Genomic DNA, 26,292 nt, shown 5'->3' on the forward strand with positions numbered 1-26,292 from the left:
GGTGATGTGGAGCGGTGGTGACGTGCGATTGGCCAGCCGATGACTCCGACCAACCTCTGTGGACGGTCACGGTGCATCGATTCACATCGCTGACGCAGTAAACCTCCGATGTCTGCGCCCCGTCAAGCCCACCCGCTCCGGCCTGGGACGCACCACGGCACCCTCAGCGCCGGAGTCGGGGCGGGACGTAGGGTCGGCGGTATGTCCACCGACGAAGATCGCGAGCGCCTCGCCGGGCAGCTCGCGGCGCTGCCGGTCCGTGAGCTGGTCGACGTCCTGCGGCGTGCCCTGCCGGGGTTCACGCAGGAGGCGTACGGCATGCGAACGGTGCTGACCCTGGCCAGCGTCACCTGGTTCGAGGACGACGTCGAGCCGGGCCTCGGCGTCGAGCTGGTCGCCTGGCCCGATCGCGACTACTACGGCGGCGGGCTCGGCCTGGATCAGGGCCTGTGGGAGAACGGCAGGTGTCCACGCTGCGATGTGGAGGTCACCTCGAACGCCAAGCGCGCGCACTGCCCGTACTGCGGCACCGTGTGTGCCCTGACCTGACGGTGCGCGCCAGCGTCGCGGTGGTCAGCCTCAGGTGTTCGGCTGCGGGTCGCGAGTGCCCCTGGTCGCCATGAGGATGAGGTCGGCGATCGTCTCGGGGTGCGTGACCATGGCGAGGTGCGAGGAGTCGACCTCGATCGTCGTCGCGTTCATCCGCTCGGCCAGGAACCGCTCCAGCTCGGGTGCGGTGGTCCGGTCCGCCGTGGAGACGGAGTAGTAGCAGGGCCGGTCCCGCCAGGCCGCGACAGTCGTGCGGCCGGCGAAGAGGTTCCCTGCGATCGGCCCCTGAGCCGCGAAGAGGGAACGCGCACGGGTCGCGTCGACGCCGCCGGCGAAGTCGTCGAGGAAGGCCTTCTCGCTGAGTTGCGCGAAGCCGTCGTTGTGCACGAGCCCGGCGTTCGCCGGTGGGGTGGGGAACCGCGCCGCGAGCGCCGTGAAGTCCTCTCCGGCGTCCGGCGCGCGGGCGGCGACGTACACCAGGGCGGTGACCTTGGGGTGGTTGCCGGCCTCGCTGATGACCGTGCCCGCCCAGGAGTGCCCCACCAGCACCGTCGGCCCGTCCTGCCGGTCGAGGGCGCGGTTGGTGGCCGCCACGTCGTCGGCAAGGGAGGTCAGCGGGTTCTGCACCGCGGTGACCGTCAACCCGGCCCGCTGCAGGAGCGGAATGACGTCGGACCAGGAGGAGCCGTCGGCGTAGGCGCCGTGCACCAGGACCACGTTGTTGACGGGCCCGGTCGGGGTCGTGCCGCTCATCCGCACCTCCGCACACGACGACGCCGAGGCACGGCCCGGCCGCCGACGACAGGTCTCGCCAGCACTCTCCCTCATCGGGACGCGGTCGGTGGGCGAAACGGGCAGCTTGCGCCGGTGGCGTCAGCGACCGAGGACGAGGTACGCGAGGCCCAGGACGCCCCGGTAGCCGCCGACGTACTGGCGCAGCCGGTCGTCGAGCTCCGCGCGAACCTGGTCCGCGCGGGGATCCTCGGGGTACGTCAGCAGCCACTCCTGCCGGCCCGCGAGCCAGGTGGACTCGAAGTCGTCCCACTCCCGCTGGTCGGCGGCGCTCAGGTGCAGCAGCCGCCACCCCCGCGTGCGGGCGGCCTCGACGAGGCCCGCGAGATCGGTGACGTCCGCACCGAAGATCCGTGTGGCCTCGGCGGTGGGTTCGGACTGCCAGTACCCCTCGCCGAGCAGCAGCCGCCCGCCCGGGCGGACCACGCTGGCGAGCGCGTCGAGAGCCGCGCCGGTGCCGCCGAAGACGTGCGCCGAGCCGATGCACAGGACCCGGTCGGCCGGCTCGTGCCAGGCTGCCGCCTCGCCCATGACGAAGGCGACGTGCCGGTTCAGCGACTTCTCGGCGGCGAGCCGGCGCCCCCGGGCGAGGGCGGCCTCGTCGGTGTCGACGCCGACGCCCCTCGTCGCGACGGGGCCCGCCACGCCGCCGGCGGCGACGGCGCGCAGCAGCAGCTCACCCCAGCCGCAGCCCAGGTCGAGCACGCGCGCGCCGGGGCGTACGTCGAGTCGTCGCAGCAGCAGGGCGGCGTGCTCCTCCGAGAGCGGCGTGTTCCAGAGCATCCGCGCGTACCGGCTGGCGGCGAGGTGGTCGGTGCTGTGCATCCGTCCAGGGTGTCAAGTCGTGATCACCGGCGCGCACCGGGTGGGTGCGTTCGGGTTGCGCGCAGGTCGGGACGGGTGCCGGAGCGTACGGAAGGATCGGTGTGATGGACGCGGGCGCGGCGCAGCCCTGGCGGCCGCCGACCCGCCACGAGGTCGCGGCCGCGGCCGGTCGTGGCCTGGTGGACGTGATCGGCCCGGGCCTGCGGGTGCTGTTCTGCGGCTTCAACCCGGGCCTGTACTCGGCGGCGGTGGGGGAGCACTTCGCCCGCCGGGGCAGTCGCTTCTGGCCGGCCCTGCACGGCGCCGGCTTCACCGACCGGGAGCTGCGCCCGTGGGAGCGCGCCGAGCTGCTCGCGCAGGGGCTGGGGATCACCAGCCTGAGCAACCGGGCCACCGCCCGCGCCGACGAGCTGACCCCGGCGGAGCTGGTGGCCGGGGTGACCGGGCTGGCGGTCAAGGCCGAGCGGCACCGGCCGAGGTGGGTGGCGATTCTCGGGGTGACCGCGTACCGGATCGCGTTCGTCAGGCCGAAGGCCGGGCTGGGCCCGCAGCCGGAGCCCCTGGGCCCCGCCCGGGTCTGGGTGCTGCCCAACCCCAGCGGCCTGAACGCGCACTTCCCGCTGCCGGCGCTGACGGCCGAGTTCGCGGCGCTGCGGGAAGCCAGCTCCTAGACGCCGTCGGTGGCCAGCGCCCGGTAGTAGGGGGTCATGGCGGGGTGGTACTCGTCGAACTCCGGCCGACGGGAGCCGTCCCGCGACGCGACGAGCATGTCCAGGTAGTACTCCCAGCCGGCGCCCACCTCCGCGATGCCGTCCAGGCTGGTGAGGCGCTGGGCGAAGCGCAGCTCGGTGGTGCCGTCGGTCTCGGTCAGCGCGAACTCCAGCAGCCAGTTGCCCGAGCCGTCGATCATCGAGACGCCGAGGCGCCGCTGCGGCTCACACACCTCGATGCGCACCTCGCACCAGGGCTGCTGCTCCTCGTACGCCATCTGGACCCGGATGGTCCGGCCGGGCCCGGCGTCGCCCTCCCACGGGCCGAACCAGCGGGCCGTGCGCTCCGACTCGGTCAGGCTGGCCCACACGTCCGCCGCCGGGGCGCGGAAGGTGCGGGTCAGGACGAGATCGTGGCCGGTGGCGGTGCGGAACAGGCGGCCAGCGGGTGTACGGGTCATGCGATGTGCTCCGTTCGGTGTGCCGCCGGGCCGCGGGCGCGGCGTTCCCGGCGGGTGCGATGGACCTCGGTCTCCAGGGCGTCGAGGCGCTGCTCCCACTGCTCCGCCGCGGTGAACCCGGCGAGCCAGTTGATCAGCGCGGCGAGCGGGCCGGGGTCGAGCCGGTAGATCCTGCGGCGGCCGATCAGCTCGTCGCGGACCAGCCCGCTCTCCCGCAGCACCCGCAGGTGGCGACTGACCGCGGGTCGGCTGATGGCGAACCGCTGGGCGATCTCACCGGCGGCCAGCGGCGCGTCGCGCAGCATGGTCAGGATGCGCCGCCGCACCGGGTCCGCGATCGCGGTGGCCACCTCGTCCACGGCGAAAGGGTAACCCATAGGTTACGGGTCTGCGCCCCCGGCGTCGCGTCGATGGTGGGCACATGATCAGGTGACCTGGCACTCTTGACGGCATGCCAGCCCAGCTTCGATCCCGCCTGCTCGATTGGACCGTCGCCGTACCCGTACTCGCGGTGCTGGTGTTGCTCGTGACCTGGGGGCGAGAACTTCCCGCCCCCATCGTCGTGGTGGTCGCCGCGTTGCTGGGCGGCGCGGTCCTCGCGGCCGTGCACCACGCGGAGGTGGTCGCCCACCGGGTGGGGGAGCCGTACGGGTCGCTGGTGCTCGCCGTCGCGGTCACCGTGATCGAGGTCGCCCTCATCGTCACGCTGATGATCAGCGGGCCGGAGAAGACCCAGTCGCTCGCCCGGGACACCGTCTTCGCCGCCGTCATGATCACCTGTAACGGGATACTCGGCCTGTCCCTGCTGCTCGGGGCGCTGCGTCGTCGCGTCGCGGTGTTCAACCCCGAGGGCACCGGCGGCGCGCTGGCCACCGTGATCACCCTGGCCACCCTGAGCCTGGTCATCCCGACGTTCACGGCCCGGCCCGGCCCGCAGTTCAGCCCGGCCCAGCTCACCTTCGCCGCCGTGGCGTCGCTGGCGCTCTACGGGTTGTTCGTGCTGGTGCAGACCGGCCGGCACCGCGACTACTTCCTGCCGGTCGACAGCCAGGGTCGGGTGATCGACGCGGAGGAGCACGCCAAGCCGCCGACGACCCGCGCCGCGCTGGTCAGCCTGGGGCTGCTGCTGGTGGCGCTGGTCGCGGTGGTCGGCGACGCCAAGACCGTCTCACCGACCATCGAGGCCGGCGTCGCCGCGGCGAACCTGCCGCACGCGTTCGTCGGCGTGATCATCGCCCTGCTGGTGCTGCTGCCGGAGACCCTGGCCGCCGCCCGCGCCGCGCGCCGCGACCGCGTGCAGATCAGCCTCAATCTCGCCCTCGGCTCGGCGATGGCCAGCATCGGCCTGACCATCCCGGCCATCGCCATCGCCTCGATCTGGCTGGACGGCCCGCTGCTGCTCGGCCTCGGCGGCACCCAGCTCGCGCTGCTCGCGCTCACCGCGGTGACGGCAGTGCTGACCGTGGTGCCGGGGCGGGCCAACGTGTTGCAGGGCGGCGTGCACCTGGTGCTGCTTGCCGCGTTCGTCTTCCTGGCCGCCAGCCCCTGACCTTCTCGGTGTCGCGCCCCTCAGCGCTGATTCGTCACCGGTGGCCGACCCAGTCGGCGGTCGGCTCAGCCGGCGGTCGGCGGGTCGGCCGCAAGCCGGACCGCGCGGGCGTTCAGGTAGCGCTGCTGCGCCAGGTTCGTCGAGCGTGCCGCCGCCATCCGGTACGCCTCCCGCGCCGCGACCCGCTCACCGATCAGCTCCCACAGGTGGGCGCGAGCGGCAGGCAGCCGCGGATCGTCGGCCAACCGGACGTCGTCGGCCAGGTCGGCCAGCAGCGCCAGGCCGGCCGGCGCTCCCCGGCTCATGGCCACCGCCACCGCGTGGTTGAGCGCCACGACCGGATTGTCGGACAGGCCGAGCAGCACCTCGTACAGGGCGGTGATCTGCGCCCAGTCGGTGGCCGCCGCGCTCGGCGCCTCGTCGTGCACGGCCGCGATCGCCGCCTGGAGCTGGTACGGCCCGACCACCCCGCGCGGCAGCGCCCCGGTGATCAGGGCGACCCCCTCGGCGATCTGGTCGGCCCGCCACCGGCCGCGATCCTGCTCGGCCATCGGCACCAACTCGCCGTGGACGCCGATCCGCGCCGGTGCGCGGGCGTCGGTGAGCAGCATCAACGCGAGCAGCCCCGCGACCTCGGGGTCGTCGGGCAGCAGCCGGTGCACCAGCCGCGTCAGCCGGATCGCCTCGGCGGTCAGGTCGGCGCGCAGCAGTCCCGGGCCGGCGGTCCGCGCGTACCCCTCGGTGAAGATCAGGTAGAGCACGTGCAGCACCGCGGCGACCCGGTCGGCGCGCTCGGCCCCGGTCGGTGGCGCGAACCGCAGGCCGCTGTCGCGGATGCGCTGCTTGCCCCGGCTGATCCGCCGGCTCATCGTCGCCTCCGGCACCAGGAACGCGCGGGCCACCTCGGCGGTGCTCAACCCGCCCACCGCGCGCAGCGTCAGCGCGATCTGCGACGCCGGCGTCAGCGCCGGGTGGCAGCACAGGAACAGCAGGATGAGCGTGTCGTCGGCGTCTGCCGGGGACCGGTCGGCGGCCGGCGCCAACCACTGTTCCGGCAGCACCCAGCGCGCCGCCGTCTCCTCCCGCCGCGTCCGCGCCTGGTCGCGCCGGAGCAGGTCGGTGAGCCGCCGGGACGCGACGGTGATCAGCCACGCGCGGGGATTGTCCGGTACGCCGTCGCGCGGCCACGCGTCCGCTGCCGCGATCAGCGCCTCCTGCACCGCGTCCTCGGCGGTGTCGAAGTGCCCGTAGCGGCGGACCAGCGCGCCGAGGACCTGCGGCGCCAGCTCGCGCAGCAGATCCTCGACGGGCGTCGCCGGCACCTGGTCAGCCGGCCAGGTCCTCGACGCCGTCCAGCACCGGCCGCACGTCCACGTACGCGCCGGGGCTGTCCGGGTCGACCAGGCCGGCGGCGATCTCGGTGGCCCGGTCGAAGCTGGCGCACTCCACGATCGTGTAACCCGCGAGCACCTCCTGCGTCTCCGGGTACGGGCCGTCGGTGATGACGGACGCCCCGTCGCGTACCCGGACGCGACGGGCGTGCACCGGCTCGCTGAGGCCCCGCGCGTCGACGAGTTCCCCGGATTCGGCGAGCGCCTGGTGGAACGTCTCCATGTGCTGGTGCATGGCCGCGATCTGCTCGGCGGACATGGCCGGTCGGTCGGACGCCCGCCCCGACAGCACGTCGTAGTCCTGCTGCGACCCGTAGAGCAGAATCATGTACTTCACGGTGGCCCTCCTGTCTCCGGTGCCGCCCCGGCACCGCTCACCGGAAACGTCGAACCCAACCCCGCTCCCCGGACACTCCCGCCCCCACCAGACCCGTTGACCATGAAGTTGTTGCCCCGACACGCCGCGTCCGAGGGCAACAACTTCATGATCAACGGGGCTTACTGGCCGTAGGAGAGGCGGAGGCGGTTGTTGATCAGGTAGTTGAGGCGGTGCCGCAGGTAGCCGAGGGTGCTCTCGCTCGGTAGGTCCGCCTCGGTGGTCAGGGTCCAGCGCAGCGTGCAGTCCCCGCCGGGCAGGCCGTGCGTCACATCGAAGCGGATCCGGTCCAGCGGCCGGTGCGGCCACAGCGACGACCACACCAGCAGCACCGGCGCGTAGCCCGCCACCACCCGGGGCGGCACCTCGTCGTCGCGCAACTCCAACCACTGACGACTGCCAGCAGCGTACGGGTCACGCAGCGACCGCCACACGACATGCGCCGGGGCCGGTTGGCTGCGTCGGCGGCTGCCCAGCACGTGCACGTCGCCCTCCTCACCGGACGGCCACGTCCGCTTCGGGCCATTGTGGCGGCCAGCGCCGGCCACGTGAACCGCCCGGCCGGTCTGCGGGTCGAGCCGCCCGGCCGGCCCGTGAACCGCCCGGCCCGTGAACCGCCCGGCCCGGTGGTGCGTGGGATCCGATGGGCGTGGCGGTCGTACCGTCGGGGTACTGCGCCGTGCGAGCGCCGAGGTCTGGGGAGGCACAGTGGGGGCATGGTCAGGACGCGACGCCCGGGCGCCCCTGGCGGGCCTGGTGGTCGCCGCGCTGGTGTCGCTCGCCTGCGCCGGCGGTGGACTGGCCGAGCCGGAGGGCGAACGCCCGGGAGCGAACCCGCCGGCCGCCTCGCCGGGGCCGAGCACCACCCGCGCCGACAGCACCACGAGCGTGGCCGAGTTCAAGCAGGACGTCGCCGACGCGCAGGCGGTCGCCGAGCGCTACTGGGCGGCCCAGTTCAAGGCGTCCGGCAAGCGCTTCCAACCGATCCGGCGGGTCACCCCGTACCAGCGGGCCGGCGAGGTGTCCTGCGGCGGGCAGCCGCTGCCCCGCAACAACGCGGTCTACTGCTCGCAGGGCGACTTCATCGCGTACGACGTCGCCTGGTCGGTGGCGGCGTTCCGCGAGGTCGGTGACGCGTTCGTGTTTTACCTGCTCGGCCACGAGTACGCCCACGGCATCCAGGTGCGCCTCGGCATCAACTACAGCTACACCATCCAGCAGGAGTTGCAGGCCGACTGCATGGCGGGGGCGTACCTCGGCGATTCGGTGCGCTCCGGCGACCTGAGTCTCGCCGAGGGCGACCTGGACGAGTTCCGGGAGGGGGTGGCGGCCGTCGGCGACGACCCCGACCAGCCGTGGTTCGCCGAGGGCGCGCACGGCACCGCCGAGCAGCGCACCGACATGTTCTTCCGCGGCTACGAGCGTTCGCTCTCCGAGTGCGACCTGGGCTGAGCGGGGTTGCCCGGATCACCCCGACGCCCGTTGCCGCCACCGGCCACGGGCCGTGCTGGCAGGATCGCCGGTGTCGCCCACGACCCTGGAGGATCCGCTGAGCAGCCAACACCCCGCCGCCGTGCTCTTCGACATGGACGGCACGCTGGTCGACAGCGAGAAGCTGTGGGACGTCGCGCTGCAGGAACTGGCGCGCGAGTACGGCGGTGACCTCTCCGCCGACGCCCGCCGGTCGATCGTCGGCACCGCCATGGCCGAGTCGATGCGCATCCTGCACGACGACCTGGGGCAGCCCGAACGGGACCCCGAGGTCAGCGCGGCGTGGATCAACGCCCGGATCCTGGACCTGTTCCGGGCCGGTCTGCCCTGGCGGCCGGGGGCGTTCGACCTGGTGCACGCGGTCCGCGCGGCGGGAATCCCCACGGCGCTGGTCACGTCCAGCCCGCGGGCCCTCGTCGAGATCGCCCTGGACACCCTGGGGCGGGACACCTTCGACGTGGTGGTCGCCGGCGACGAGGTGGTCGCGGCCAAGCCCCACCCGGAGCCCTACCTGACAGCCGCGCGGCTGCTCGGCGTCCCGATCGAGCGGTGTGTGGCGATCGAGGACTCACCGACCGGGGTGGCCAGCGCGCTCGCCTCCGGCGCGGCCGTGCTGGCCGTACCCGCCGAGGTGCCGTTGCCCGACGGGACCGGCGTACACCAGGTGGAGAGCCTGACGGGCGTGGACCTGGAGGTGCTCGCGGCCCTGCTGGCCGACCGCGCCGTGGCCTGAGGCGAAAAAAGGAGGACCCCGCAAGTGCGGGATCCCCCTTTTTCCTGCCCGACGTCAGTCGTGGGCGATCGCGCCCAGGACGTTGATCCGGGCCGCCCGCACGGCGGGCAGCACCGCCGCCACCACCCCGATGATCGCGGCGAGACCGAGGAAGACGCCCATCTGCCCCCAGGGCAGGATCAGGTCGGTGATGCCCTCGTCCTTGAGCGCCTCGACCACTGCGGCGCCGAGGCCGCTGCCGACCGCCACGCCCAGCAGCGCCCCGAACACGGAGATCACCACCGCCTCGACCGTGATCATGCCCATGGTCTGCCCGCGGCGCAGGCCGATGGCCCGCAGCAGGCCCAGTTCCCGGGTCCGCTCCAGCACCGACAGCGCGAGGGTGTTGACGATGCCCAGGACGGCGATCACGATGGCCAGCGCCAGCAGGATCTGGATCATCGTGAGCAGCCCGTCGAGCGAGCTCATCTGCTGCTGGATGAACGCGTCCCGATCGGCCACCGACACCTCGGGGCTGTCCGCGAGCAGCGCCTCCACCTGCGGCTGCACGTCGGCCACCCGGGCGCCCGGCGCCAGCTGGATGAAGCCCTGGATGGGCTGCGGGATGGCGAAGTCCTTCGCCGCGGTCGCCGGCAACGTCACCGGGTTGGTCAGCTGCGACGACTCGTAGATCCCGCTGATCGTGTACGTCTGGGCCTCGCCCCGGGTCAGCTGCACATTCACTGTCGAGCCGACCGACCAGCCACGGGACTTGGCGGTGTCGGAGCTGGCGAGCATCTGGGTCGGTCCGAGCCGGTCGATGTCACCGGCGGTGGCCTTCGCGCCGAAGATCTGCCGCAGCGACGCGACGTCGCTGCTCGCCGCCACCCAGGTGCCCTCGCCGTTGATCCTGGCCATGTCGCCGTACTCGCCGTCGACCAACTGCACGCCGGGCAGGGCCTTGGCCCGGTCCAGGACACCCGGGTCGAAGCTCGGCGGACGCGGCCCGCCCTGCTGGCCGGAGATCACCAGCTCGGCCTTGATGGTGTCCTGGGCGAGGGCGCTGATGCTGCCCTTGGCCGAATCGAGGATCACCGTGACGCCGGTGACCAGCGCGATGCCGACCATCAGCGCGGCTGCGGTGATCGCGGTGCGGCGCGGGTTGCGCCCCGAGTTCAGCCGGCCCAACTGGCCCGGCACCGACCAGGAGAAGATCGCGCCGAGCAGGCTCACCACCGGCCGACTGATCAGCGGGGTCAGCAGCGCCACGCCGATGAAGGCGAACAGCACCCCACCCAGGATGGTGGACAGAGTCTGACCACCCGCGTTGCCGCTGAGCCCAAGGAAGAGCAGCAGCGCGCCGATGCCGGTGACCACCGACCCGGCCACCGTGATCTTGGTCAGCGGCCGGTCCGGGGTCGCCACGTCCTGCATGGCGGCGATCGGCGGGATCCGGGATGCCCGCAGGGCCGGCAGCAGCGCCGCCACCACGGTGATCACCAGACCGACGCCGAAGGAACCGATCACCGCTGCCGCCGGCACGCCGATCCCGGCCAGGGTCAGCCCACCGGCCAACTTGCCGAACAGGTACGCCAGCAGCGCGCCCACACCGATGCCGGCCGCCAGGCCGAGCACCGACGCGATCAACCCGACCGCGATGGCCTCCAGCACCACCGAACCGATGATCTGCCGGCCGCTGGCGCCGATCGCGCGCATCAGCGCCAGCTCCCGGGTCCGCTGCGCCACGATGATCGAGAAGGTGTTGAGGATCAGGAACGTGCCCACCAGCAGCGCCACCGCGGCGAAGCCGAGCAGGATCTTGTTGAAGAAGGACAGGCCCTCCTTCAGCCCGGCAGAGGCGTCCGCGGCCACCTGCTTGCCCGTCTTGACCTCGAAGTCCGCGCCCAGGGTCCGGGCCACGTCGTCGCGCAGCCGCTCGTCCGAGACGCCGTCGGCGGCGCGCAGCGTGATGCTGCTGAACGTGTCCGGCTCGCCCAGCATCAGCCGCTGCGCCACCGGCGTGGTGAAGAAGACCTCGTTGACCCCGCCGATCGAGTCCCGGTCACCGCTGTAACCCATGATCCCGACCAGGGTGAAGTCCCGCTTCTTCGACTCGAACGCGGTGAGCACACCGACCTTCTGGCCGACCTGCACCTTCGCGGCCGTGGCCAGCGCCTTGTTGAGAACAATCTCGTCCTCGGCCTGCGGCGCGCGCCCCTCCCGCAACTGCATCAGGTCGGTCTCGCCGATCCAGTTCTCGCCCAACTGGGGCGGACCGAACGAGGTGATCACCTTGCCGTTGCTGCCGATCACCCGGGCACCGTCGGCGTTGACGATGCCGGTCGCCGAGGCCACGCCCGGCACCTGCTTGACCCGGTCCACCACGGCGGCCGGCAGCGGAGCGGCGGTCTGCTCGCCCTCCATCTCGTCGACCTGCACCTTCGGCTTCGCCGCGACGTTCACGTCGATCTCGGAGAAACCGTCGGCGAAGACCGAGTCGAAGGAGCGGCCCAGCGTGTCGGTCAGCACGAACGCGCCGGAGACGAACATGACCCCGAGCACCACCGCCAGCCCGGACAGGATCAGCCGGACCTTGCGGGCCAGCAGACTCTTGAGTGTCGCCCGGAACATCAGTTGCCCACCTCAGCCGGGGTGTCCAGCTTCTTCATGGTGTCCAGCACCGTGTCGGCGGTCGGCTCGATCAACTCCGAGACGATCTGCCCGTCGGCGAGGAAGACCACCCGATCGGCGTACGCCGCGGCGGTCGGGTCGTGGGTGACCATGACGATGGTCTGGCCGTGCTCACGTACGGAGTTGCGCAGGAAGCCGAGCACCTCCGCGCCGGAGCGCGAGTCCAGGTTGCCGGTCGGCTCGTCCGCGAAGATCACGTCGGGGCGGGAGACCAGCGCCCGCGCACACGCCACCCGCTGCTGCTGACCGCCGGAGAGCTGCGCCGGCCGGTGGTCCAACCGGTCCTGCAGGCCCACCGTCTTGATCACCGTGTCGTACCAGGCCGGGTCCGGCTTGCGACCGGCGATCGACAACGGCAGCAGGATGTTCTCCTTCGCGGTGAGCGTCGGCAGCAGGTTGAACTGCTGGAAGATGAAGCCCACCTTGTCCCGGCGCAGCTTCGTCAGCCCCGAGTCACCGAGGCCGGTGACCGTCGTCGCACCGATCGACACCGTCCCCCGGGTCACCGAGTCCAGACCGGCCAGGCAGTGCATCAGCGTCGACTTGCCGGAACCCGACGGGCCCATGATCGCGGTGAAGCGGCCACGTTCGAACTCCGCGCTGACCCCCCGCAGCGCGATGACCTGAGCCTCGCCGCTGCCGTACACCTTCCACACGTCGTTCGCCCGGGCCGCGGCCTGCGCCTGCTGGCCTACCGTCGCGGTCACGTCATCTACCTCTTCCGTCTGTCCGAATCTCACGCCGCCCCCCGATGGTCCGGCGTGACCGTTCAATCATCGGCGCTGCTCGCGCCCGCCCCGTCCGCCCCTGGGGGGACCCGGCGCGGATTTCTCGCTGCGGGTGCACCCCCATGCCGCATCAGGGTTGCCCCTGACCCGGCCGCCGATCGACAGGTTTCCCGACCGGCGAAACACCGCCGGACACGACACTTCCCCCGTACGCCACAGGAGGGTCAACCGCGCTGAGCCGTCTACGGTCACGGTAGGTGAGCACGGCAACAGCGCCGTCCCCCCACGGAGGGATCTTCGAGTACGCCGGGTGGGGTAGCCGCCGCGTGTCCGCTACGCCCGGGGGCGGACCAGACCCGACTCGTACGCCAGCACGACCGCCTGCACCCGGTCGCGCAGCCGCAGCTTCGTCAGCACATGCCCGACGTGGGTCTTGACGGTGGTCTCGCTGACCGACAGCACCGCGGCGATCTCGGCGTTGGACAACCCCCGGGCCACCTGCACCAGCACCTCGCGCTCCCGGTCGGTGAGCGCGCTGAGCGTCGCCGACGGCGTCGCCGCCGGGTCCGGCAGCAGGTCGGCGAAGCGCTCCAGCAGCCGCCGCAGGATCCGCGGCGCGACCACCGCGTCCCCGCCGGCCACCGTGCGGATCGCCGCGATCAGCTCCTCGGCGGGTACGTCCTTGGCCAGGAACCCGCTGGCGCCCGCGCGCAGCGCCCCCACCACGTACTCGTCGAGGTCGAACGTGGTCAGCACCAGCACCCGCACCGGCAGGCGGGAGTCGACGATCGCCCGGGTCGCCGCCACCCCGTCCATGCGGGGCATCCGGATGTCCATCAGCACGACGTCGGGCAGGAGCCGCCGGGACAGCTCCACCGCCTCCACGCCGTCGCCGGCCTCCGCCACCACGTCCAGGTCACCCGCGGCGCCCAGCACCATCCGGAAGCCCGTGCGCAGCAGCGGCTGGTCGTCGGCGAGCAGGATCCGTACCGGTCGTGCCGGGGCCACCCGATCGCTCATGTCGTCTCCCGTCCCGCGTCGCCGGTCACCCTCGCGTCCACCGGCGGACGCGTCGCGGACCACGGTAGAGGTCGGCCGGGCGCCCTGTCCCGACCGAGCCCGCACCGCTGCGGTCGGGTCCGCGCCGCGCGTGTCACCGTCGCGGCGGCCGGACGGCCGGTCGGTCGGTCGGACGGTCACTCGTCGGCGCCGGGCACCACCGGGGCGGATCGGGCGTCACGCAGCGGATCGGCGTTCGCCGCCGCGACGGGGAACGGCGGCGGAGTGCCACCGAAGGTGGGGCAGATCGCCTGGTGACTGCACCAGTCGCACAGCCTGCTCGGACGGGGTCGGAAGTCCTGCCGGGCGGTGGCCTGCTCGATCGCCCGCCACAACGCCACCACCGTGCGCTCGAAGCGGACCAGCTCCTCGGCGTCGGGGGTGTAATCCAACACCTCGGCGTCGCGCAGGTAGAGCAGACGCAGCACCCGGGGCACCACCCCCCGGGTGCGCCACAGCACCAGCGCGTAGAACTTCAGCTGGAACAGCGCCCGCGCCTCGAACGCCTCCCGGGGTGCGCCGCCGGTCTTGTAGTCGACCACCCGCAGTGCGCCGTCCGGGGCGACGTCGAGCCGGTCGAGATAGCCCCGGATGAGCAGCTCCTCGTCGACGACCGCCGAGATCAGGCTCTCGCGTTCGGCCGGCTCCAGCCGGGTCGGATCCTCCACGGCGAAGTAGCCCTCCAGCAGCCCCGCCGCGGAGCGCAGGAACTCCACCGGGCCGGCCGGCTCGGCGCCGTCGAAGATCCCGGCCAGCTCCGGCTGCTCGGTGACCAGCCGGTCCCACTGGGGGGCCACCAGGTCGCCGGCCGCGGCCGGCGTGCGGGCCTGCGCGGGCAGGTCGAACAGCCGCTCCAGCACCGCGTGCACCAGCGTGCCCCGGGCCTGCTCGACGGTCGTGCGCTCGGGCAGCCGGTCGATGCTGCGGAACCGGTAGAGCAGCGGGCAGGTCTTGAAATCCGCCGCCCGCGACGGGGACAGCGAGGCCCGCACCGTCGGCGGTGTCTGTGCCGGGGTGAAGGACTGGGGGGTGGTGACCGGTTCCGCCGTCATGTCCGCAAAGGTTAGGGCACCGGTGTGACACCGCCCGCCGCCCGCCCCACGCCGGGCCGGTCCGTAGCATCGGTGCGATGGAGCAGAGAACCCGGCCACCACGTCGGTCCGACCGGCGATCCGGTCTGAGCGTGGGCCGTGTGCTCGGGGTGCCGTTGCACCTCAACGCCTCGATGCTCCTGCTCGCCGTGCTGGTCGCCGTGCTCTACGCCGAGTTCGCCCGCCGGCAACTGGACCTGCCGCAGGTCAGCGGCTATCTGATCGGCTTCGGGTTCGTGGTGTCACTGCTCGGCTCGGTGCTGCTGCACGAGCTGGGTCACGCGCTCACCGCCCGCCGCTACGGCATCGGTGTGCGCGGGATCACCCTGGAACTGCTCGGCGGGTACACCGAGATGGAACGGGACGCCCCGACGCCGAAGGTCGACCTGCTGGTGTCGCTTGCCGGCCCGGCGGTCTCCGCGGTGCTCGGCGTCCTCGCGGTCGCCGCCACCCTGGCCCTTCCCCAGGGCACAGTGGCCCACCAGCTCGCCTTCCAGCTCGCCCTGAGCAACGTCATCGTGGCGCTGTTCAACATCCTCCCCGGGCTGCCGCTGGACGGCGGGCGTGCCCTGCGCGCCGCCGTGTGGGGCCTGACCCGCGACCGGCACCGCGGCACCGAGGTCGCCGGCTGGGCGGGCCGCGTCGTCGCCGTCGGCACCGCCGCCCTGGTCGGCCTGCTGACCGTGACCGACTACCTCGTACCGGTGGCGCTGCCACTGATGCTGCTGGTGGCCGTCACGCTCTGGCGCGGCGCCGGCCAGTCGATCCGGGCCGCGCGGGTCAGCAGGCGGTTCCCGCTCATCGACCTGTCCCGACTGGCGCGGCCGATCTGGCCGGTACCCACCGGCACACCGCTGTCCGAGGCCCAGCGCCGCCGCGCCGAGGGCGGGCAGCCCACCGCCGCGCTGCTGGTCACCGACTCCACCGGCCGCCCCGTGGCGCTGGTCGACCCGGCCGCCGCCGCGGCCGTCCCCGCCGAGCGCCGCCCCTGGCTGGCGGTGGACGCCGTCGCCCGTGCGCTGGCCGCGCTACCCACCCTTGCGGTCGGGCTGGACGGCGAACGGGTGATGGAGGCCGTGCAGACCCACCCGGGCGCGCAGTACGTGGTGACGTCAGGCGAAGATGTCGTCGGCATTCTGCACATCGGGGACCTGGCACAGCTCCTCGAACCCAACCGGAAGATGACATCGTGACCGCAACTCCCTCCACCGTCGCCGCCGACCCCGCCAACCCGGCGCTGACACCCGTGCACCGTGGCCCGTTCCGGCCCGGCGACCGGGTGCAGCTGACCGACCCCAAGGGGCGGATGCACACCGTGACGCTGGAGCCCGGCAAGGAGTTCCACACCCACCGCGGCATCCTGGCCCACGACGCGCTGATCGGGCTGCCCGACGGCAGCGTGGTGACCACCTCCGGCGGCGGCACCGCCTTTTTGGCGCTGCGCCCGCTGCTCTCGGACTACGTGCTGTCCATGCCGCGCGGCGCCCAGGTGATCTACCCGAAGGACTCGGCGCAGATCGTCGCGATGGGCGATATCTTCCCCGGCGCGAAGGTCCTCGAGGCCGGGGCCGGCTCCGGCGCGCTCAGCTGCTCGCTGCTGCGCGCGGTAGGCACCGAGGGGGAGCTGCACTCGTTCGAGCTGCGCGACGACTTCGCCCAGATCGCCAAGCGCAACGTCGAGGCGTTCTTCAACGGGCCGCACCCCTCCTGGAACCTGCACGTCGGCGACGTCGCACAGTGCCAGGAGACCGGCTTCGACCGGATCATCCTGGACATGCTCACCCCCTGGGAGACCCTCGACATGGTCGAGCGGGCGCTGGTGCCCGGCGGCGTGTTCATCGGCTACGTGGCCACCACGCCCCAGCTCTCCGAACTCGTCGAGGCACTGCGCGAGCGCGGCGGCTGGACCGAGCCCCGCGCCTGGGAGTCGCTCGTGCGCGACTGGCATGCCGAAGGCCTCGCCGTCCGCCCCGACCACCGGATGATCGCGCACACCGCGTTCCTGGTCTCCGCGCGCAAGCTCGCCCCGGGCGTCACCGCGCCGCCGCGCCGCCGCAAGCCCAGCAAGGGCACCGAGGCGTACGCGCAGCGCCGGCAGGACCTGCGCGAGGCCGAGGCGGCCCGGCAGGCGGCCGCCGCCAGGGCCGCCGGCGCGCAGCCCGACGCGACGGGGGAGATGGACAGGCCGTGACCATCGGCGTGCGGGGGGAGGCGGCGGCATGAGCCGACCGGGTTACGGCGGCGGCGACCTGCCCGCCGTGTTTCCGGACTGGTCGCCCTATCAGGACCTGGAGTCGGCGGCGCGGGCCTATCTGCGCGACCCGGACGTCGCCCTGGAAGCGCTCGGCGGAGTGCTGCGCGGCGCCTCGGTGCTCGGCTTCACCCTGGAACGCTTCGTCAACGAGGTCAACGGCGTGTGGCAGGAAGTCGTCGTCTGCGACGGCAGCCGGCTGATCCTCTGGCACGGCGAGGACGTGCCGCCGGGGGAGGGGCCGCCGGGATCGATGACGTCGTCCCTGCGGGTCGTACCGGTCTCCACGGTCACCGAGGTGGGCTGCCGGCGGCGACTCAACCGCTCCGACAGCGGCGAGATCCGAGTCGACAGCATCGACGTCTACCTGCTACTCACCTCGTTGGACGAGGCGCCGCCGAGCGAGGACATGGCGGGTACGCCCCGGCACGACGCGCTGCGCTTCGGCAAGACACTCGACGACGGTGGCGCCGGGCAGATCGCCCGCTTGGAGGAGTTCGCCCGGCTGGTGGCGTCGGTGGTCGGCCGCCCGATGCTCTGAGCCGGCCCCTGTTCGGGTCGAGCCGGCGTCGCGCGGTCCGCGCGACGCCGGCGCCCGTTCGGCTCAGTCGTCCTCGGCGTCCGGGCCGGCGACCTCGACGCCGTCGCCACGCACCACGTGGATGCAGTCGCCCGGACACTCCTTCGCGGAGTCGATCACTTCGAGGCGCAGGTGCGCGGGCACGTCCACCCGGCTGCCCGGCGCCATCCGCAGCTCACCGTCGACGCCCTTGACGTACGCCAGGCCGTCGATGTCGAACTCGAACACCTCCGGCGCGTACTGCACGCAGAGCCCGTCACCCGTGCAGAGATCCTGGTCCACCCAGACCTGCAACTGGTCGGTCGCGACCTCGGCCACCGGTGCACCCCCCATGTTCTCCCGTACCAGCCTCCGACGGTACCCGAACGCCCGTACCGGCCCGGCAGGCCACCCTTGGCGATCAAGGTTCGGTGACGAGGGTGTTGCGTGGGACCGAATCGGGCTCATAGCGGCTAGTGTTAGCTCAGAACGTTCAAGCCCCCCGGGGAGGTGGGACGTGGCAGCACGCAGCGACGACGCGGACTCGCGCGCCGCACGGTGGGAGAAGGAAGCCCACGATCTCTCCACGCAGGTCGCGTTCCTTCAGGAGGAACTCGCCCTGGTGCGGCGGAAGTTGACCGAAAGCCCCCGACACGTCCGGCAGCTCGAAGAGCGGCTGGCGGCCACCCAGGCACAGTTGGCGCGGCTGACCGAGAACAACGACCGGCTGGTGAGCACCCTCAAGGAGGCTCGCACGCAGATCGTCACGCTCAAGGAGGAGATCGACCGGCTCGCGCAGCCGCCGAGTGGCTACGGAGTCTTCCTGGCCAAACACGACGACGGGACGGTGGACGTCTTCACCGGCGGCCGCAAGCTGCGGGTGGCCGTCTCGCCCTCACTGGACGTGGACGAGTTGCGCCGCGGTCAGGAGGTCCTGCTCAACGACGCGCTCAACATCGTCGACGCGTTCGGGTACGAGCGGGTCGGTGAGGTCGTGATGCTCAAGGAGATCCTGGAGGGACCGAACGGCGGGCCGGGCGACCGGGCGCTGGTGGTCTCCCACTCCGACGAGGAGCGCATCGTGCACCTCGCCGAGACGCTCATCGGCTCGGCGATCCGGGCCGGCGACTCGCTCATGATCGAGCCCCGCTCGGCGTACGCGTACGAGCGGATCCCGAAGAGCGAGGTCGAGGAGCTGGTCCTGGAGGAGGTGCCCGACGTCGACTACGGCGACATCGGTGGCCTCCAGTCGCAGATCGAGCAGATCCGCGACGCGGTGGAGTTGCCGTTCCTGCACGCGGACCTGTTCCGCGAGCACCAGCTCCGCCCGCCCAAGGGCATCCTGCTCTACGGGCCGCCCGGCTGCGGCAAGACGCTCATCGCCAAGGCGGTGGCCAACTCGCTGGCCAAGAAGATCGCCGAGCGCCAGGGCAAGGAGAAGCACACCAGCTTCTTCCTCAACATCAAGGGCCCGGAGCTGCTCAACAAGTACGTCGGCGAGACCGAGCGGCACATCCGGCTGATCTTCCAGCGGGCTCGGGAGAAGGCCGGCGAGGGCACCCCGGTGATCGTGTTCTTCGACGAGATGGACTCGATCTTCCGGACCCGCGGCTCCGGCGTCTCCTCCGACGTGGAGAACACGATCGTTCCACAGCTGCTCAGTGAGATCGACGGCGTGGAGGGTCTGGAGAACGTCATCGTCATCGGCGCCTCCAACCGGGAAGACATGATCGACCCGGCGATCCTGCGCCCCGGTCGGCTCGACGTGAAAATCAAGATCGAGCGACCGGACGCCGAGGCGGCGAAGGACATCTTCTCCAAGTACATCCTCTCCGGGCTCCCGCTGCACCCGGACGACCTCGCCGAACACGGGGCCGACCCCCAGGCCACCGTCGCCGCGATGATCGACGCCGTGGTGCTGCGGATGTACTCCGAAACCGAGGAGAACCGCTTCCTCGAGGTCACCTACGCCAACGGTGACAAGGAAGTCCTCTACTTCAAGGACTTCAACTCCGGCGCGATGATCCAGAACATCGTCGACCGGAGCAAGAAGATGGCCATCAAGGAATTCCTCACCTCTGGTCGCAAGGGCATGCGCCTGCAGCACCTGCTCGACGCCTGCGTCGACGAGTTCCGCGAGAACGAGGACCTGCCCAACACCACCAACCCCGACGACTGGGCCCGCATCTCCGGCAAGAAGGGCGAGCGGATCGTCTACATCCGCACGCTCGTCTCCGGTGGCAAGGGCGCCGAGGCCGGCCGGTCCATCGAGACCGCCAGCAACACCGGCCAGTACCTCTGAACAAACGGTGACGGTAGGGGCCCGGGACGCGACGCGTCCCGGGCCCCTACCCGTCGCGCCGGCCGGCCCCACGCGCCGCGGCCGAGCCGGGGACCCCGCCGCCCGCCCGGACCGCCGGCCAACCGTCGTGACCCTCTGCGGGCCAACGCCCGTGGGTCACCACCGTGCCGATGATCATCAAGTGCTGAGCGCGCCGCCACGGGCCGACACCCGGTGACCCGCCCGCACCGGCGTGCCCCCGTCCCCGAACAGTCGGACTACGCTCGACATGACGGGGGACCGGGTCGGGCGAGCGAAGCGGGTAGGTCGATGAGCGTAAGACGGATCATGGGCACCGAGGTCGAGTACGGCATCTCCGTGCCCGGCCAGGCCGGAGCCAACCCGATGGTCACCTCGTCCCAGGTGGTCAACGCCTACGGGGCCCGGCCCGAGCTCAACCGGGGCGGACGTGCCCGCTGGGACTACGAGGAGGAGTCGCCGCTGCGCGACGCCCGCGGCTTCACCTACTCCGGGGCCGCCTACGACCCCGCCGAGGCGCTCGCCGACGAGGACCTCGGCCTGGCCAACGTGATACTCACCAACGGCGCACGCCTCTACGTGGACCACGCCCACCCCGAATACTCCACCCCCGAGGTCACCACGCCCCGCGACATCGTGCGCTGGGACAAGGCCGGCGAGCGGGTCATGGCCGAGGCGTCCCGCCGGGCCGCCACCATCCCCGGCAGCCAGCCGATCCACCTCTACAAGAACAACACCGACAACAAGGGCGCCAGCTACGGCGCTCACGAGAACTACCTGATGCGCCGGCAGACCCCGTTCGCCGACATCGTGGCGTACCTGACGCCGTTCTTCGTGACCCGACAGATCGTCTGCGGCGCCGGCCGCGTCGGCATCGGGCAGGACGGCGGGCAGAGCGGCTTCCAGATCTCCCAGCGCGCCGACTTCTTCGAGGTCGAGGTCGGCCTGGAGACCACCCTCAAGCGGCCGATCATCAACACCCGCGACGAGCCGCACGCCGACGCCGACAAGTACCGCCGGCTGCACGTCATCATCGGCGACGCCAACCTCTCCGAGATCTCCACCTACCTCAAGGTCGGCACCACCGCGCTGATCCTCACCATGATCGAGGAGAAGGCGCTCGGCGCCGACCTCGGCATCGCCGACCCGGTCAGCGAACTGCGCGCGGTCAGCCACGACCCCTCGCTCACGCACCTCATGAGGCTGCGCGACGGCCGCCGGCTGACCGCCCTGGACGTGCAGTGGGCGTACCTGGAGCGGGTGCGGTCCTTTGTCGACGACCGCTACGGCACCGACGTCGACGAGCAGACCGCCGACGTGCTGGACCGCTGGGAGGACGTGCTGGACCGGCTCGGCCGCGACCCGATGCTCTGCGCCGACGAGCTGGACTGGGTGGCCAAGCTGCGGCTGCTGGAGGGCTACCGCGAGCGGGAGAAGCTCGGCTGGGGCTCGCACAAGCTCCAACTCGTCGACCTGCAGTACTCCGACGTACGTCCGGACAAGGGCCTCTACAACCGGCTGGTCTCCCGAGGGGCGATGAAGACGCTGCTCACCGACGAGGAGACCCGCAGCGCCATGACCGAGCCCCCGGAGGACACCCGGGCCTACTTCCGTGGCCGCTGCCTCGCCCAGTACGCCTCCGAGGTGGTCGCCGCGAGCTGGGACTCGGTGATCTTCGACGTGGGCCGCGAGTCGCTGGTCCGGGTGCCGATGATGGAGCCGGAGCGGGGCACCCGCGCCCACGTCGGCGCCCTGTTCGACCGCTGCGCCAGCGCCAAGGACCTGTTGGAGACGTTGACCGGCGGCTGAACGCGCCGCCGAATGCCCGCTGTGCGTCGCAAGCCGGCGCGCGGCGGGCTTTTCGTCGTCCGAGCGAGGTAAGTTCATCGCAGACGATCGTGGAGGAGGCAGCAATGGCCACTCATGACAGCGGCGGCCAGTCGCAGTCCGGCAAGTCCCGCCAGGGCGAGGAGATCGAGGACGTCACCACGGAGGCCAACCCCGAGGTGGCCGAGCGGCACGCCGAGATCACCGAGGACGTCGACGACCTCCTCGACGAAATCGACTCCGTCCTGGAAGAAAATGCAGAAGAATTCGTGAGGGGGTATGTACAGAAAGGGGGGCAATGAGGCATATGTCCGATTCAGTGGGTCGGTCGGACAAGGTATGCCCAGATTGCAAGCGGTCGCTGCCCCGCACCGAGTTCCATAGCGACCGCCGACGAACGGACGGTCTCGCCTTCTACTGCAAGTCGTGCGCAAACGTCCGGTCGGAGGCTAGTCGCCGCAAGCGTGGGGTTTCGCCGCAGCGCAGGTCACGGACCCCGGTCGGTGAGGGTCTGAAGTGGTGCCCGGACTGCGATCAGATCAAGCCGGTGGAGGACTTCCCAACCACCAGCACCAAGGCCAATGGCCGGCACAGTTACTGCAAGCCCTGCCACAACGCGCGCGGCAAGGAGACTGCGCAGCGGCTCTACGGCGGGACCCGCGAGTACCACCTCCGTCGCCGCTACGGCATCGGGGAGAAGGAGTTCCAGGAGCTCCTGGCCGAGCAGGGCGGGGTCTGCGCGATCTGCGGCGGCGCGGACCCGCAACATCTGGACCACGATCATCGCACCGGATGGGTGCGCGGGATACTCTGCTTCAACTGCAACGGTGGTCTTGGCCAGTTCCGTGACAGTCCTACGAGGCTGGCCAGGGCGATCACGTACCTGAGAGGAACCACGTGGCAGCGGGCTTTGATCCATCCGGGCGTCTACCAGATGTGTTCACCAACGCGGGGACGTCCTCCTTCACCACGTTTCTGAGCCGGGTGGCGCCCGAGATGCTGCCCGGTCGTCGGCCGCTGCCGCCGGGCATGGCCGCCGACCTGGCGCCGCACGCGACCACCATCGTGGCGATCTCGGCCGCCGGCGGTGTGGTGATGGCCGGCGACCGACGGGCCACCATGGGCAACCTGATCGCCCAGCGCGACATCGAGAAGGTGCACCCCGCCGACGCGTACTCGCTGGTCGGCATCGCGGGCACCGCGGGCATCGGCATCGAGCTGATGCGACTGTTCCAGGTGGAGCTGGAGCACTACGAGAAGATCGAGGGCGCGATGCTCTCGCTCGACGGCAAGGCCAACCGGCTGGCGTCGATGATCCGGGGCAACCTGGGCGCGGCCATGCAGGGCCTGGCGGTGGTGCCGCTGTTCGCCGGCTTCGACCTGGCCGCCGCCGACCCGGCTCGGGCGGGGCGGATCTTCAGCTTCGACGTGACCGGTGGCCCGTACGAGGAGACCGGGTACGACGCGATCGGCTCGGGCTCGCTGTTTGCGAAGTCGGCGTTGAAGAAGCGCTTCCGGGCGGGCCTGTCCGTGGACGACGCGACCCGGCTCGCGGTCGAGGCGCTCTACGACGCGGCCGACGACGACACCGCGACCGGCGGACCGGACCTGACCCGCCGGATCTATCCGGTGGTGATGACCGCTACCGCCGAGGGCACCCGCCGGTTGACCGACACCGAGACGGCGGCGATCGCCGAGGGTGTGGTCGCCGGCCGGATGGAGAACCCGGGCGGATGAGCCCCGTCCACCCCCACCAGTCCGCAGTCGTCAGCACAGCGCCGTAAGGAGAACCGCCGCCGTGGCCATGCAGTTCTACGCCTCGCCCGAACAGATCATGCGCGACCGCTCCGAGCTGGCCCGCAAGGGCATCGCTCGGGGTCGCAGCGCGGTGGTCCTGAGCTACTCCGGCGGGGTGCTCTTCGTCGCGGAGAACCTCTCCAGTGCCCTGCACAAGGTCAGCGAGATCTACGACCGGATCGGCTTCGCCGCCGTCGGTCGGTACAACGAGTTCGAGAATCTGCGTCGGGCGGGCGTGCGGATGGCCGACCTGAACGGTCTGAGCTACGACCGGCGCGACGTCACCGGGCGGGCGCTCGCCAACGCGTTCGCGCAGACGCTCGGCGCGATCTTCACCGAGCAGTCGAAGCCGTTCGAGGTGGAGATCTGTGTCGCGGAGGTCGGGGCGACTCCGGACGACGACGAGCTGTACCGGCTCACCTATGACGGGTCGGTCAACGACGAGCCCGGCCGGATGGCCATGGGTGGTCAGGCCGAGGCGATCACCGGTGTGCTGAAGTCCCAGCACCGGGCGGACATGTCCCTCGGCGAGGCGGCCCGGGTGGCGGTGCAGGCGTTGAGCAGCGTCGGTGGTGAGGGCGGCGCGGCCCGCACGATCGCCGCCAACCAGCTCGAGGTGGCGGTGCTGGACCGCCAGCGGGTGGGTCGTACGTTCCGCCGGATCACGGGCGCGGCGCTGACGGCGCTGCTGGACGGTGATGTCGCGGCAGCCGAGCAGCCGGCCGAGGCGGGTGGGCCGGACACGCCGGCGCAGCCGACCACGGAGGCGCACAAGCCGACGACGTCGGCGGGCTCCGCCGATCTGGAGGACAAGCCGGCGGACGGCAAGTAGCGCGCGTCGTGTCGGCGGGCGGCCCGGAGGAACGGGGTGCCCGCCGACGGCGTTGAACGCCCTGTCCTGGCTCGGCTCCACCGATCTGTACGTGCGGTCGCAGGGACCGACGACGGGGCCGTTGAAGCCGTTTCGGTCGCCGATAATGGCGGAGGCGAACGGTGGTGTGCCGGCCCCGGAAGGAGTGGCCGACTCGCGGCGGCCCGATCGTCGGCGTCGGACGACCGGGTCATGCGGCCGGTGCGGCCTTCAACGGCTCCCACCAGGCCCGGTTTTCGCGGTACCACTGCACGGTCTGCGCCAGGCCGTCGGCGAGGTCGATGCTCGGGGCGTACCCCAACTCTTGTTTGATCTTGGTGATGTCCAGCGAGTAGCGGCGGTCGTGGCCCTTGCGGTCGGCGACCGGGACGACCCGGTCCCAGTCGGCGCCGCAGGCATCCAGCAGCAGGCCGGTCAGCTCCTTGTTGGTCAGTTCCGTGCCGCCGCCGATGTGGTAGACCTCGCCGCCACGGCCCTTCTGCGCGACCAGCGCGATGCCCCGGCAGTGGTCGTGCACGTGCAGCCAGTCGCGGATGTTGCCGCCGTCGCCGTAGAGGGGAACGGTGCCGCCGTCGAGCAGGTTGGAGACGAACAGCGGGACGACCTTCTCGGGGAACTGGTACGGCCCGTAGTTGTTGGAGCAGCGGGTGACCACCACGTCCATGCCGTGGGTGCGGTGGTAGGCCAGGGCGAGCAGGTCGGAGCCGGCCTTCGAGGCCGAGTACGGCGAGGTCGGTGCGAGCGGCCAGGTCTCGGTCCAGGAGCCCTCGTCGATCGACCCGTACACCTCGTCGGTGGAGATGTGCACGAAGCGGCCGGTGCCGTGGCGCAGCGCGGCGTCCAACAGGGTCTGCGTGCCGAGCACGTTGGTGGTGACGAACGGCGCGGGGCCGACGATCGAGCGGTCGACGTGCGATTCCGCCGCGAAGTGCACGATCACGTCGTGCCCGGGGACCACCTCGTCGACGACGGTGGGGTCGCAGATGTCGCCGTGGACGAAGCGCAGCCGCGGGTCGTCGCGCACCGGGTCGAGGTTCGCCAGGTTGCCCGAGTAGGTGAGCTTGTCGAGCACGGTCACGCCGGCGGGGTCGACCGCGGGCACACCCGAGGCGGTGCCACCAGGCACGCCCAGCAGCATGCGGACGAATTCTGAACCGATGAATCCGGCGCCGCCGGTGACGAGGAACCTCACGTGTCCAGGAGTGTACGCGAAGTGGTGGGCCCGGCTGTCCGGCAAAAACCGACAGGCCGACGGGCTGGTTGGTTGCGGCTAAGCTCCCCTGGGTGCGCGGAATCGTACTCGCTGGCGGCACCGGCTCTCGGCTCTGGCCGATCACGCGGGCGGTGTCCAAGCAGCTGATGCCGATCTTCGATAAGCCGATGATCTACTACCCGCTCTCCACGCTGGTGATGTCCGGTGTGCGGGAGATCCTGATGATCACCACACCGGAGGACCAGGACCAGTTCCGCCGGTTGCTCGGCGACGGCAGCCAGTTCGGACTGCGGCTGGAGTACGCCACGCAGGCCCGCCCGGAGGGCATCGCCCAGGCGTTCATCCTCGGCGCGGACTTCATCGGCGACGATTCGGTGGGGCTGATCCTCGGCGACAACATCTTCCACGGCGTCGGTCTGGGTCGGCAGTTGGCCACCCACAGCGACCTCGTCGGCGGCCGGGTGTTCGCGTACCCGGTGTCCAACCCGCAGGATTACGGCGTGGTGGACTTCGACGCCGAGGGTCGGGTGCTCTCGATCGAGGAGAAGCCGGCTCGGCCGAAGTCGCGCTACGCGGTGCCCGGCCTGTACTTCTACGACAACCGCGTGGTGGACATCGCCCGCAAGATCACGCCCAGCCCCCGGGGCGAGTTGGAGATCACGGCGGTCAACGAGGTGTACCGGGAGACCGGTGAGCTGTCCGTCACCCTGCTGGACCGGGGCACGGCCTGGCTGGACACCGGCACGTTCGCCTCGATGATGCAGGCCGGCGAGTTCGTCCGGGTGATCGAGGAGCGGCAGGGCCTGAAGATCGGTTGCGTCGAGGAGGTGGCCTGGCGGGCGGGCCTCATCGACGACGACCAGCTGGCCGCGCTCGCCGAGCCTCTGACCAAGAGCGGCTTCGGCGACTACCTTTTCGGTCTGCTGGCCGAGAAGAACGCGCCGTTGACCCGATGAGGATCCGGGAGCGAGCCTCGGGCCGGACGGAATGTCGCACTCAACCGTTATGTGAACACCCCCGGAGTACGAC

28 protein-coding genes are annotated in these 26,292 nt (G+C 71.5%); 15 read left to right on the forward strand and 13 right to left on the reverse strand.

What is annotated here, in order from left to right; all coding sequences use genetic code 11:
* The first annotated feature begins 201 nt into the window (after positions 1–201).
* The gene (locus AB0B39_RS23890; RefSeq protein WP_357575439.1) at positions 202–549 is read left to right on the forward strand and encodes a hypothetical protein; all 348 of its coding nucleotides are present in this window, start codon (positions 202–204) and stop codon (positions 547–549) included.
* A 30-nt stretch (positions 550–579) separates the two neighbouring features.
* On the opposite strand, the gene AB0B39_RS23895 is transcribed toward AB0B39_RS23890, so the two are convergent.
* Positions 580–1,302 (reverse strand): alpha/beta hydrolase, encoded by a 723-nt coding sequence (locus AB0B39_RS23895; protein WP_357575440.1) that lies wholly within the window; start codon positions 1,300–1,302, stop codon positions 580–582.
* Positions 1,303–1,422: 120 nt separating this feature from the next.
* Entirely contained in the window at positions 1,423–2,166 is a 744-nt protein-coding gene (locus tag AB0B39_RS23900) for a methyltransferase domain-containing protein (RefSeq protein ID WP_357490246.1), read from the reverse strand.
* A 104-nt stretch (positions 2,167–2,270) separates the two neighbouring features.
* Here AB0B39_RS23900 and mug point away from each other — a divergent pair, with 104 nt between their 5' ends.
* Positions 2,271–2,837: a G/U mismatch-specific DNA glycosylase gene (mug, locus tag AB0B39_RS23905; protein WP_357575441.1), complete on the forward strand. Its 567-nt coding sequence runs from the start codon at positions 2,271–2,273 to the stop codon at positions 2,835–2,837.
* Here mug and AB0B39_RS23910 read toward each other — a convergent pair.
* On the reverse strand, positions 2,834–3,337 hold the full coding sequence (locus AB0B39_RS23910; RefSeq protein ID WP_357575442.1) for an SRPBCC family protein: 504 nt from the start codon (positions 3,335–3,337) through the stop codon (positions 2,834–2,836). The genes mug and AB0B39_RS23910 overlap by 4 nt on opposite strands.
* On the reverse strand, positions 3,334–3,696 hold the full coding sequence (locus AB0B39_RS23915; protein WP_357490250.1) for a metalloregulator ArsR/SmtB family transcription factor: 363 nt from the start codon (positions 3,694–3,696) through the stop codon (positions 3,334–3,336). The genes AB0B39_RS23910 and AB0B39_RS23915 overlap by 4 nt, the downstream gene beginning before the upstream one ends.
* A 92-nt stretch (positions 3,697–3,788) precedes the next feature.
* Here AB0B39_RS23915 and AB0B39_RS23920 point away from each other — a divergent pair, with 92 nt between their 5' ends.
* Positions 3,789–4,886 carry an ionic transporter y4hA gene (locus tag AB0B39_RS23920; protein WP_234581952.1) on the forward strand — a complete coding sequence of 366 codons (1,098 nt, stop codon included), beginning with the start codon at positions 3,789–3,791 and terminating at the stop codon, positions 4,884–4,886.
* Positions 4,887–4,951: 65 nt separating this feature from the next.
* Here AB0B39_RS23920 and AB0B39_RS23925 read toward each other — a convergent pair whose 3' ends face one another.
* From AB0B39_RS23925 to AB0B39_RS23935, 3 genes are all read right to left on the reverse strand, one after another.
* The gene (locus AB0B39_RS23925) at positions 4,952–6,208 is read right to left on the reverse strand and encodes a sigma-70 family RNA polymerase sigma factor (RefSeq protein WP_357575443.1); all 1,257 of its coding nucleotides are present in this window, start codon (positions 6,206–6,208) and stop codon (positions 4,952–4,954) included.
* 4 nt (positions 6,209–6,212) lie between these two features.
* Complete coding sequence (locus AB0B39_RS23930) at positions 6,213–6,605, reverse strand: YciI family protein (protein ID WP_234582035.1); 393 nt, start codon at positions 6,603–6,605, stop codon at positions 6,213–6,215.
* Between the two features lie 170 nt (positions 6,606–6,775).
* Positions 6,776–7,138, reverse strand: coding sequence for a hypothetical protein (locus AB0B39_RS23935; RefSeq protein ID WP_357490253.1), 363 nt, complete (start codon positions 7,136–7,138; stop codon positions 6,776–6,778).
* 223 nt (positions 7,139–7,361) lie between these two features.
* Here AB0B39_RS23935 and AB0B39_RS23940 point away from each other — a divergent pair, with 223 nt between their 5' ends.
* Together AB0B39_RS23940 and AB0B39_RS23945 are read left to right on the forward strand one after the other, a co-directional pair.
* A complete protein-coding gene (locus AB0B39_RS23940; RefSeq protein WP_357575444.1) occupies positions 7,362–8,105 on the forward strand; it encodes a neutral zinc metallopeptidase in 744 nt (247 codons plus the stop codon).
* A gap of 121 nt (positions 8,106–8,226) precedes the next feature.
* Positions 8,227–8,877, forward strand: coding sequence for an HAD family phosphatase (locus tag AB0B39_RS23945; protein WP_234582034.1), 651 nt, complete (start codon positions 8,227–8,229; stop codon positions 8,875–8,877).
* A 54-nt stretch (positions 8,878–8,931) separates the two neighbouring features.
* Here AB0B39_RS23945 and AB0B39_RS23950 read toward each other — a convergent pair whose 3' ends face one another.
* The 4 genes from AB0B39_RS23950 to AB0B39_RS23965 all read right to left on the reverse strand — a co-directional run bounded on the left by AB0B39_RS23950 (position 8,932) and on the right by AB0B39_RS23965 (position 14,386).
* On the reverse strand, positions 8,932–11,487 hold the full coding sequence (locus AB0B39_RS23950) for an ABC transporter permease (protein ID WP_357575445.1): 2,556 nt from the start codon (positions 11,485–11,487) through the stop codon (positions 8,932–8,934).
* Positions 11,487–12,254: an ABC transporter ATP-binding protein gene (locus tag AB0B39_RS23955; protein ID WP_234581947.1), complete on the reverse strand. Its 768-nt coding sequence runs from the start codon at positions 12,252–12,254 to the stop codon at positions 11,487–11,489. The genes AB0B39_RS23950 and AB0B39_RS23955 overlap by 1 nt, the downstream gene beginning before the upstream one ends.
* 354 nt (positions 12,255–12,608) lie before the next feature.
* Positions 12,609–13,295 (reverse strand): response regulator transcription factor, encoded by a 687-nt coding sequence (locus AB0B39_RS23960; RefSeq protein WP_357490259.1) that lies wholly within the window; start codon positions 13,293–13,295, stop codon positions 12,609–12,611.
* 176 nt (positions 13,296–13,471) lie between these two features.
* A complete protein-coding gene (locus AB0B39_RS23965; protein ID WP_234581945.1) occupies positions 13,472–14,386 on the reverse strand; it encodes a PD-(D/E)XK nuclease family protein in 915 nt (304 codons plus the stop codon).
* A gap of 77 nt (positions 14,387–14,463) precedes the next feature.
* Between AB0B39_RS23965 and AB0B39_RS23970 the strand changes: the two genes are divergently transcribed.
* From AB0B39_RS23970 to AB0B39_RS23980, 3 genes are read left to right on the forward strand one after another with little or no spacing between them, the layout of a single operon-like run.
* Entirely contained in the window at positions 14,464–15,618 is a 1,155-nt protein-coding gene (locus AB0B39_RS23970; protein WP_357490260.1) for a site-2 protease family protein, read from the forward strand.
* A 44-nt stretch (positions 15,619–15,662) separates the two neighbouring features.
* Positions 15,663–16,616, forward strand: a complete 954-nt coding sequence (locus tag AB0B39_RS23975) for a tRNA (adenine-N1)-methyltransferase (RefSeq protein ID WP_357575500.1) — start codon at positions 15,663–15,665, stop codon at positions 16,614–16,616.
* Between the two features lie 28 nt (positions 16,617–16,644).
* Positions 16,645–17,217: a hypothetical protein gene (locus AB0B39_RS23980; RefSeq protein ID WP_234581943.1), complete on the forward strand. Its 573-nt coding sequence runs from the start codon at positions 16,645–16,647 to the stop codon at positions 17,215–17,217.
* 63 nt (positions 17,218–17,280) lie between these two features.
* On the opposite strand, the gene AB0B39_RS23985 is transcribed toward AB0B39_RS23980, so the two are convergent.
* Positions 17,281–17,574, reverse strand: coding sequence for a ferredoxin (locus tag AB0B39_RS23985; RefSeq protein ID WP_039908212.1), 294 nt, complete (start codon positions 17,572–17,574; stop codon positions 17,281–17,283).
* A gap of 178 nt (positions 17,575–17,752) precedes the next feature.
* Here AB0B39_RS23985 and arc point away from each other — a divergent pair, with 178 nt between their 5' ends.
* From arc to prcA, 6 genes are all read left to right on the forward strand, one after another.
* Positions 17,753–19,537 (forward strand): proteasome ATPase, encoded by a 1,785-nt coding sequence (arc, locus tag AB0B39_RS23990; protein ID WP_234581942.1) that lies wholly within the window; start codon positions 17,753–17,755, stop codon positions 19,535–19,537.
* A gap of 309 nt (positions 19,538–19,846) precedes the next feature.
* On the forward strand, positions 19,847–21,364 hold the full coding sequence (dop, locus tag AB0B39_RS23995) for a depupylase/deamidase Dop (protein WP_357490263.1): 1,518 nt from the start codon (positions 19,847–19,849) through the stop codon (positions 21,362–21,364).
* 104 nt (positions 21,365–21,468) lie between these two features.
* Positions 21,469–21,684, forward strand: a complete 216-nt coding sequence (locus AB0B39_RS24000; protein WP_030332902.1) for a ubiquitin-like protein Pup — start codon at positions 21,469–21,471, stop codon at positions 21,682–21,684.
* Positions 21,685–21,929: 245 nt separating this feature from the next.
* Positions 21,930–22,361 (forward strand): endonuclease VII domain-containing protein, encoded by a 432-nt coding sequence (locus tag AB0B39_RS24005; protein WP_357575446.1) that lies wholly within the window; start codon positions 21,930–21,932, stop codon positions 22,359–22,361.
* Entirely contained in the window at positions 22,280–23,119 is an 840-nt protein-coding gene (gene prcB, locus AB0B39_RS24010; protein WP_234581940.1) for a proteasome subunit beta, read from the forward strand. Before AB0B39_RS24005 ends, prcB begins: the two co-directional genes overlap by 82 nt.
* Before the next feature lie 61 nt (positions 23,120–23,180).
* Positions 23,181–24,011: a proteasome subunit alpha gene (prcA, locus tag AB0B39_RS24015; protein ID WP_234581939.1), complete on the forward strand. Its 831-nt coding sequence runs from the start codon at positions 23,181–23,183 to the stop codon at positions 24,009–24,011.
* Positions 24,012–24,240: 229 nt separating this feature from the next.
* Here prcA and rfbB read toward each other — a convergent pair whose 3' ends face one another.
* The gene (rfbB, locus tag AB0B39_RS24020) at positions 24,241–25,242 is read right to left on the reverse strand and encodes a dTDP-glucose 4,6-dehydratase (RefSeq protein WP_357575447.1); all 1,002 of its coding nucleotides are present in this window, start codon (positions 25,240–25,242) and stop codon (positions 24,241–24,243) included.
* Between the two features lie 92 nt (positions 25,243–25,334).
* On the opposite strand from rfbB, the gene rfbA reads away from it, so the two are divergent.
* Complete coding sequence (rfbA, locus tag AB0B39_RS24025) at positions 25,335–26,219, forward strand: glucose-1-phosphate thymidylyltransferase RfbA (RefSeq protein WP_357490268.1); 885 nt, start codon at positions 25,335–25,337, stop codon at positions 26,217–26,219.
* Positions 26,220–26,292 lie beyond the last annotated feature (73 nt).

It is taken from the genome of Micromonospora sp. NPDC049114 (assembly GCF_040648635.1).
Taxonomy (GTDB): Bacteria; Actinomycetota; Actinomycetes; order Mycobacteriales; family Micromonosporaceae; genus Micromonospora.